Genomic DNA, 8119 nt, shown 5'->3' with positions numbered 1-8119 from the left:
ACTCGACGTCATGTATCAGAGATGGTGTCGGGATCTCTGCTATGCGCTGCTGCCAGCAGCCACCAGCACGCAATAATGTTGCTTAACAGCCTCTGACGTGCTGGATCGGAAGCTGGTGCCGAACGAGGCCGAGGCTGCGCGGGTGCGGCGGGTGTTCGAGCTCTTCGTCGAGACCGGTTCGGGCGTCGAGACGGTCCGGCGCCTGCAAGCCGAGGGCATCGCCAGCAAGTCGGGTCGGCCGCTCGATAAGGGCGATGTCTACAAGCTGCTGAACCTGCGGACCTACATCGGCGAGGTCAGCCACAAGGGACAGGTTTATCCTGGTGAGCACGAGGCGATCGTGGTGCGGACGCTGTGGGACAAGGCCCATGCCGTCCTTCAGATCAGCCCAAGGACCCGAGCTGCCCAGAACCGGCAGCATGCGCCGGCGCTGCTGAAGGGCTTGATCTTCGGCACCGATGGCCGGGCGCTGTCGCCGACGCATTGCCGGAAGAATGGGCGCTTGTACCGCTACTACGTGGCCCAGCGGGTTCTGAAGGGCGACGCAGCAGGCGACGACGGTATCGTGCGCCGGGTCTCGGCTGCCCAGATCGAGGCAGCGGTGACTGATCAGGTCCGGGCGCTGCTGCGGCAGCCCGAGATCGTCGTGGGCACGTGGCTGGCGGCGAGGGCCGAGGCGCCAGAGCTGACAGAGATGGAGGTCCGGGACGCGCTGGAGCGGCTTGATCCGCTCTGGGGTGAGCTGTTCCCGGCCGAGCAGGCGCGAATCATACGGGCGTTGGTAGAGCGGGTCGTGGTCGGGCCGGGCGGCGCGGACATTCGGCTGCGGGTCGAGGGGCTGTCCGGCCTGGTTCGGGATCCTGGCGCGTCTGCGACCAGTGTGGAGTGCGTGGCGGCATGAGGGTGACGACCAGCATCACGGTCCGGGTACCACTGACCATCCGGCGCCGGCCGGAGCGGAAGACAGTGGTGACGCCTGTGCAGGATGGCACGCCAGCGGTGACCACACGAGCGGACCCAGTGCTGGTGAAGGCGCTGGCCCGGGCGTTCCGGTACCAGCGACTGCTGGACGAGGGGAGGTATGCCTCGATCAGCGAGATGGCGGTGGCCGAGAGGATTGAGCGCGGCTATCTGGGATCGCTTCTCCGCCTCACGCTGCTGGCGCCGGAAATCGTAGAGGCGATCTTGGATGGGCAACAGGCGAAGGGGATGATGTTGCGGTGCTGATGAAGCCGCTCCCAGTGGAGTGGCAAGTGCAGTGCGAAGTCCTCGAGCCTTGCTGAGCCTTGGCATGACTCGGAGTTCGGCTGACGCTGATTGTGGCGAAGAGCCGACACTATCGCCGCCCTCGTCCATCAGTTTTGAATACGACGAAAAGGCACCGCATCCTGTGGTGCATTTCCCAGACAACCAACGGCTGGTCTTTGATGCGCCGCATTTCAACTGACTGGATCGCGCCTCAGCTCCCCGTGCAGAGTACGTCGAGGATGGTGTTCTCTTGGTTGTTAGCCGGGATAGTATCGACAACCGCCGCCCCCCCGGTTGCGACGATCCGCGCCTGCGGGAAGATCCGTCCTGCCCCGGCGGCCTTGCAGCTCACCGTGTAGGTGATTCTCTCGATGCGCCGGAAGCTGCCGTCGATCCGGCCCTCCGTGAACTCCGTTTGGCCCTGGGCCTGGACGTCAAGGTTCGGCGAGACGAAGAACGGCGCCACGGACATCGACACGCCGGAAGTTTCGCCGAAGGCGTTGGAGAAGGTTGCGCGTACCGCCATCGTCACGCTGCTGCCGACCGCCACCGTCTCGGAGCTAGGGCCTTCAGGGTGGATCTCAGCTCGCAGATCCACCTTGTCACAGGCGACGTCTTCTGGCTGAGCCTGGCAGAAGGTCTCGATGGCGCCGTCCAGCCGAACCCAGATGGCGGCGTTGCTGGCCGTGTCGGTGATGCGAACGCCGGCAAGCGTCTTTGTATAGGGGATGGCATAGCGGCCCTCGGTTCCCGGTGCCGCCTCTCCCGAGCGCGGTTGGGGCCGCTGCGCGCGCCAGCTGTCGGTGACCTTACCATCCCGATCGACAATCTCGACAAGGATCAGCCCGTTGTCGCCACGGCGCACATAGGCGCGCGATTTCACTAGCTGGATGGAGGTCGGCCGCTGCGGATCCGGCGTATGCGGCACCCGCAGCACAATGGCACGGTTGCCGTCATCGAAGCGGGTCGGGTCGATTTGCTCCCGCAGTGAGGGCGGCACCGGCTGCGCGAACGTCGGTCCTCCGAGGCAAGCGAGCATCAGGACAAGCCGAAGCGATCGCATCTCAGCACCCTTCCGTGGTGTTCACGCAGCGGTTGAGCAGCCAGTTTACGCGCCGTCGGTCCAGGCGGTTGAAGGTGCGCCGTTCCGTCCCCATCACATCGGTTATTGGGTCGGAGGTATGCCAAGTTCCGGCCGCGGCGCCGATCGGCCGGCAGTCGCCCGGCAAACCACCCACGTTGAGGATGTCGGCGATGCAGGAGGCGAGGTCGGTATAGACGTTTGGGAACTGCTCGGCCTGGAAGTAGCCGCCATCGCAGCAGTACTCGTCAGCCAATCCGAAGGGCGTATGGCCGGTCTCGTGGACTGGCGTCAGCGGGACGTCGATCCTTCCGCCGTAGAGCCGCAGGGCCTGGTTAGCGCAGTCGCGGTGTGGGTCGGTGTGGAAGATCCAGCCGGAATCGGCGAAGGCGTACTGGTCCCAATCCTCCGGCGGCACGATTTGAGTGCAGCTGCTTGGAGTGCCGTCGATGTCTGCAGTCGTCCGCGCGATCCAGAAGTTGAACCGGTTTTGGTTGGCCAGGAAGAAAGGAACGGTATGGAAGCCGTTCCAGAGCACCCGCCTGATGTCGGCCTGGAGGTTAACATCATCCGCGAGACCCGGGGCGCCGGGCGCCGGGCCTATGGTCGGCACCGCATCGCGGTCAGGAATAATAACGATGTCTATACTGCGCGCCGAAGGTCCGACCACACTGATTGGAATGCTCCGCTCGGGCTGCATTCCTACCCGGACCTGCCGGCGCCAGGTATCTGCCACCTCGGCATCCGGATTGCCGCCGACCGTGTTCCTGGCCCAGCATCGCAGGGAGAACTGCTGGTCGGTAGGCGTAAAGGTGTAGGTCGTTTGGTTCACCGCCGTGGCGCGGTGCATCTGAGTATTGTTGATCTCGATATTTAGCTCGCTGGTGATCTTGAGCGTGCCGGTCGCGTCCAGCGTGTCCATTGTGATGGTAACCGGCATGCCTGCCTGGGGCACCAGCGGATCCTGTAGGCAACGCACGAGCAGACCGGGCGAGCTCGGCGGGAACAGCACCTCGATGCGGAAGACAACCGTGTCGCTCTGCTGGACAGTAATGTCCCAGCCGCAGCGCTGCGAGAGCCCGGGGCTGGTGATCAGGCAGGAGCCGAAATCGATATCGAGGGTTACGTCGACCGTCTTGTCGTCACCGAAGTTCAGGCCGCTGTCGTAGTCCAGCACCTGGAGGTTCAGTTGCCCCCTGCCGGCATTGCCGGGCGCCGGGAATTCGAAACCCCAGTTCGGGAAGATGGTGGTTTCACCCTCAATGCGCTGGGCCTCGTTGTCGAATGAGATGGCCGGGCTGCCGTTTGGCGTGAACGCGCCGGCAACGTAGAAATCCGCGCTCGACAGGTTGTCGTCGTCGTCACCGTCGTCGTTGACCTTGAGGATTGTCAGCTTGACGATCACCAGCGGTGCCTGTGCCCAGGCCGCGCCGCCGAGCAGTAGGAATGCGGTGAATACGAGAACTGTCAGCCGGGCCGCGAGAATGCGCCAACTTGCAGGCGCCGGAGCCCGTGTATGCCTGGAAGCCGGCATTGCCCGCGCTGCATTCCCCGTCGCTTGATCGTCCGGAGGAGTATCGGCCGCAAGTTCCGCTAATGTTTCCCGCATACTACTGCTCCTGGTCAAACATTCTGTTCTACAAGAAGCCGAAAACCATAAGTTCCGCGTTGATGGATGCGGGCGGCGTGTTTGCACTTAAGGTTACGCACACTTGACTTTGGGAATGAGGACAGCCGTATTTCAGACTGTTCACTTCGAGCCGCTTAAAACGCGTCGCGCAATGTTATCTGGTTTAAGGGATCGCTGGGTCACAACCGATTTTCGGCGGGCACAGCCACTTGCACCAGTCAGAAGCTCGGCATCTAATCTGTTTATCTCGACAAAATGTTACCAACTCGGCTCAGCCGGCGGTTCCAGCGTGGTTATTATATCCAGCCTCCGAAAGCCGTGGCTGCTGATCAGCAACACGCCGGCTGTGTATGTCTGCGCTGAGGCGACCCGTGCTGTAGCTCAGTCCGGCGTATGACCAGGCAGACTTCAAGTTTTGATCCGCCTTAGGCTTATTTTGAAGGCAAGTAGGATTGCCCAGGTTTTGGGCATGAGGGACGTAGACATGCGCAAGCTGTCACCGGCGAACATTCGGCTCCGGGTGGAGCGAATAGCTCGGCATCATCGCGCCCATTCGCGCTGGTGAGGTTCGCGTTGGCCATCATGGGCAACCCGGCCGCCATCCGACCGGTTATCAGCTCGGGAAGCGAACGGAGAAGCTGTCGTGGGCGGCGATCTTGTGCGGTCAGGTACCAGACCCAGTGCCGCCGTGGGCGCATTCCAACCATGCCATGGAACCTTATTGTCCAGCTTGCCTTGGCTGCCCGCATGCGCCCTTCTCGCCATGTTGTCGGCAGCTGGGTGCGGCGCTCGCTTTGCACCGCCTCATGTCAACCCGGCTGAGCTTGAGGCAGCACGGCTGACCGTAGCGGAGGGCGTCCCCCCTGCTAGCGGGTCGCAGTCGGCCGAGCAGGCAGCGGTGGTCCTCACCGCTGTCTCGCAGCGCCTTACAGCTGCCGCGCAGCCGCTCTGCATGACTTACCTTGGCCAGCCCTGCGGCTTCCATGTTTCGCTGGATCGGTCCACGACGCCGCGCGCGGCATTGACCGGACAGGGGGAGGTGATGGTCACGCTCGGCATGATGTCGCTGCTCGGGTCAGAGGACGAGGTGGCGGCAGTGGTAGGACATGAGTTTGGCCACCACCTTGCCGGCCACGTCGGCAAGCGACGCGCTAGGAGTTTCGCCGCCGGCACTGTCGCCAGCACATTGTTGGGGGCGGTAGTACCCTTTGGCGGCATCGCCGGTTGGGCACTCGGCCAGGGCGCGGCCCAGATCGGTTCCAGAGGGGCGCAGTTCGCGTTCTCCAAGGACGAGGAGCGCGAGGCCGATTACCTCAGCGGCTATCTTGTCGCCCGCGCTGGATACGACCTCGACCGCGCCGGTCTCGTCTGGGTGAGGCTGACTCATGGTGGACCGAGCGAGACTGCAGGTTGGCTCGACAGCCATCCTGCGGGGCCGGAGCGGTTGGCAGCTTGGCGAAACACCGTCACCGAGGTGCGCGTATCTTCCGACCTCGTGCCACGGCGACCAGGACGGTAGCCGCTCCGCCTGCTGCGGGACGGTACTCCAAGCCGAATGGCAGCGCATCTCTGGGCGCTCGTGGAGTGGATGATGGTCGAGCCCGCCGGCGCTGACACCCGCCTGCGGGGGAAGGGGCCGGCCGACCTCGTTCTTAATCTCACCGCCATCCGACCGGATGCCCTGATGGCAGCGGCATGACGGCCGCCACCAGCATCACGGTCCGGGTGCCGCTGACCATCCGGCGCCGGCCGGGGCGGTTGACAGTGGTCACGCCGGTGGCGGAGGAGGGCGGCGATGCCGACATCCCGACGCGCACGGACCCGACGCTGGTGAAGGCATTGGCGCGGGCGTTCCGGTATAAGCCAGCGGCTGCTGGATAAGGGGCGGTACGCCTCTATCGGCGAGATAGCGGAGGCGGAGCGGATCGAGCGGGGATACCTCGGCTCGCTGTTGAGGCTGACGCTGCTGGCGCCGGACACAGTTGAGGCGATTTTGCATGATCGGCAGCCGGCGCGAATGGCGCTGCCGTAGCTTCTGGAGCCCTTCTCGTTGGAGTAGTCTGCGCAGCGCGGGGCGTCTGGGTCTGGTTGACCTTGGGTCCATCGCAGCCTCGAGATGCGCAGTCGGGCGGATGACGGATCTTTCTTGCGGCGCGGACGCCGACATCGCCCGCCTGCGCCAGGCCCGTCCTCCCCGGCAGACGGCCTCCGTGTCTGCATGGCGGGAGTTGACGCGGCACCGGTCCTTCGCAAGACGCTGGCGCCTTCATCCAGACGGTCCGGAGAGACATGCACTCGCTCGAGGTCTTCGAACTGATCGTCGGCATGTTCCCGGTCGTGTTGGCGCTGCACTACGTAGCCCTGCGGCTGCGGCTGCCGCCGGCGGTCGCGCTCTTGGTGGGCGGCGGCGCCCTGGCCTTTGTTCCGGGCCTGCCCATGGTCGAGCTCGATCCCGAGCTGGCGCTCGTCATCTTCCTGCCGCCGCTGCTAATGGACGGCGCCTGGTTCACGGCGCTGGCCCCCTTCCGGCGGCACCTCGCCGGCATCGCCTCGCTGGCCGTTGGCGCGGTGGTGTTCACGGCGGCCGTCGTCGCGGCCGTCGCGAAGCTGATCCTGCCGGACCTGCCCTGAGCCGCCTGTGTCGCGCTGGGCGCCATCGTCTCGCCGCCCGACGCCGTCTCGGCCAGGGCCATACTGCAGCGCGTGAAGCTGCCGCGCCGCCTCGGCACGCTTCTGGAAGGCGAAAGCCTCCTCAACGACGCGACCGGGCTCGTGCTGTTCCGCCTCGCGGTGGCGGCCACCGTAACCGGAACCTTCGGCCTCGGCGGGGCGGTCGGCAGCTTCGCCCTGTTGGTCGCCGGCGGGATCGTGGTGGGCGGCGTGATCGGCGCCCTCTGGGTCCTGCTGCTGCGCCGGCTCGGCGACGAGCACCTGATGATCGCGGCCTCCGTACTGGTGTGCTGGACGAGCTACATCGCCGGCGAGATGCTGCACGTGTCTGGGGTGATCGCAACGGTCGCGGCGGGCCTCGTCTGCGGCTGGTACCAGCATGTCGTCTTGACCGCGAGCGTCCGCGTGCGTGCCCTCTCCTTCTGGCAGGTCATGATCTTCCTGCTCGAGGCGGCGGTGTTCATCCTGATCGGCCTTTCGTTGCGCGGGGTGATCGACCGCGTCGGCGGGTTCGGCGTGGTGATGGAGGGCATGGCCTGGTCGGTGGCGGCGATCCTTGCGGCTGTTACCCTTGCCCGCTTCGCCTGGATCTTCGGGTCGGACGCGGTACTTGCCACCCTGAACCGGGCCGGCTGGCGCGGGGTGGAGCCGCTCGGCCCGCGCGCCGCCTGCGTCATGAGCTGGGCGGGCATGCGCGGCGTCGTCACGCTCGCGGTGGCGCTGAGTCTGCCCGAGGCGATGCCGGGACGCGACCTGATGCTGGTGACGGCCTTCGCCGTAATCCTGGTGACCGTGCTTGTCCAGGGCACGACGCTCGGCCTCGTCATCCGCCTCGCGGGGCTGGAAGAGGACGAGCGCGCCAGGGCGCCGCTCGACCTCTTCTCAGCGGAAGCCGCCATGCTAAAGGCACAATTCGCCGCGGTGGAGCGGCTGGCCTACGGTTCGGACGGCACGTTGCTCCACCCCCGCCTGCTCGACAGCTACCGGCGGCGGGCGACAATGTCGACGGAGTTCCTCGGCACCCCTGAGGAGCGCGACCGGAGCATCGCGGCGCATTACGACGTCATCCTCGCCGCGGTCGCAGCCGGGCGCGCCGAGCTGGTCCGCCTACATCGGGCTCGGCAGATCGATGACGAGACGCTGCACAACCTGGAGCGCGATCTCGACCTCGAGGAGCTCATCGCGATTGCCGCGAAGGGCTGATCGGCGGCCCTGTGTCCGACGGACTGGCCGGCATCGGGGGTGCACCGGGCGCCCGTTCCGTGGCCGACCAGGCGAGTCTGCCGCGGCACTGCCGGAGGGCAGATGGCGCCCGTCCGCGGCGGCGCACGCCGGAGCGGAAGCGTCGCCGTGCGACCGAACCGGCGGGGCTTGACCGCCCGGGGTCGGGCCCGGCGGTAGCTGCGGTCGGTCGAGATGAGGCGATCGGCGGGACGGCTAGTGTTCTGACTCCAACACTTGTTTCCCTCGACGGACCTTGTCGAGAATGT

Annotated in this window: 7 protein-coding genes and 1 pseudogene; 6 read left to right on the top strand and 2 right to left on the bottom strand. The window is 65.7% G+C overall.

The window, feature by feature from the left end; translation table 11 throughout:
• Positions 1 to 115: 115 nt before the first annotated feature.
• Entirely contained in the window at positions 116 to 901 is a 786-nt protein-coding gene (locus AC5JJ1_RS07575) for a recombinase family protein (RefSeq protein WP_495784502.1), read from the top strand.
• On the top strand, positions 898 to 1227 hold the full coding sequence (locus AC5JJ1_RS07570) for a hypothetical protein (RefSeq protein ID WP_495784501.1): 330 nt from the start codon (positions 898 to 900) through the stop codon (positions 1225 to 1227). Before AC5JJ1_RS07575 ends, AC5JJ1_RS07570 begins: the two co-directional genes overlap by 4 nt.
• Positions 1228 to 1459: 232 nt before the next feature.
• Here AC5JJ1_RS07570 and AC5JJ1_RS07565 read toward each other — a convergent pair whose 3' ends face one another.
• Complete coding sequence (locus tag AC5JJ1_RS07565; RefSeq protein WP_495784500.1) at positions 1460 to 2311, bottom strand: hypothetical protein; 852 nt, start codon at positions 2309 to 2311, stop codon at positions 1460 to 1462.
• Between the two features lies 1 nt (position 2312).
• Positions 2313 to 3734 (bottom strand): hypothetical protein, encoded by a 1422-nt coding sequence (locus AC5JJ1_RS07560; RefSeq protein ID WP_495784499.1) that lies wholly within the window; start codon positions 3732 to 3734, stop codon positions 2313 to 2315.
• 1177 nt (positions 3735 to 4911) lie between these two features.
• On the opposite strand from AC5JJ1_RS07560, the gene AC5JJ1_RS07555 reads away from it, so the two are divergent.
• The 4 genes and pseudogenes from AC5JJ1_RS07555 to AC5JJ1_RS07540 all read left to right on the top strand — a co-directional run bounded on the left by AC5JJ1_RS07555 (position 4912) and on the right by AC5JJ1_RS07540 (position 7832).
• Complete coding sequence (locus AC5JJ1_RS07555) at positions 4912 to 5478, top strand: M48 family metalloprotease (protein WP_495784498.1); 567 nt, start codon at positions 4912 to 4914, stop codon at positions 5476 to 5478.
• A 36-nt stretch (positions 5479 to 5514) separates the two neighbouring features.
• Entirely contained in the window at positions 5515 to 5658 is a 144-nt protein-coding gene (locus AC5JJ1_RS07550; protein ID WP_495784497.1) for a hypothetical protein, read from the top strand.
• On the top strand, positions 5655 to 5840 hold the full coding sequence (locus AC5JJ1_RS07545) for a hypothetical protein (protein WP_495784496.1): 186 nt from the start codon (positions 5655 to 5657) through the stop codon (positions 5838 to 5840). The genes AC5JJ1_RS07550 and AC5JJ1_RS07545 overlap by 4 nt, the downstream gene beginning before the upstream one ends.
• Before the next feature lie 408 nt (positions 5841 to 6248).
• Positions 6249 to 7832 (top strand): annotated as a pseudogene (locus AC5JJ1_RS07540) (Na+/H+ antiporter).
• Positions 7833 to 8119: the final 287 nt, after the last annotated feature.

Source organism: Belnapia sp., from assembly GCF_059504005.1.
The sequence above is the reverse complement of the archived record's forward strand: the minus strand, read 5'-3'. Positions and strand labels throughout refer to the sequence as shown.

Excerpts from the sequence above, each read along its gene's own strand:
- AC5JJ1_RS07570 (WP_495784501.1), top strand. The coding sequence starts at position 898 with ATGAGGGTGACGACCAGCATCACGGTCCGGGTACCACTGACCATCCGG.
- AC5JJ1_RS07565 (WP_495784500.1), bottom strand. The coding sequence starts at position 2,311 with ATGCGATCGCTTCGGCTTGTCCTGATGCTCGCTTGCCTCGGAGGACCG.
- AC5JJ1_RS07555 (WP_495784498.1), top strand. The coding sequence starts at position 4,912 with ATGACTTACCTTGGCCAGCCCTGCGGCTTCCATGTTTCGCTGGATCGG.
- AC5JJ1_RS07550 (WP_495784497.1), top strand. The coding sequence starts at position 5,515 with ATGGCAGCGCATCTCTGGGCGCTCGTGGAGTGGATGATGGTCGAGCCC.
- AC5JJ1_RS07545 (WP_495784496.1), top strand. The coding sequence starts at position 5,655 with ATGACGGCCGCCACCAGCATCACGGTCCGGGTGCCGCTGACCATCCGG.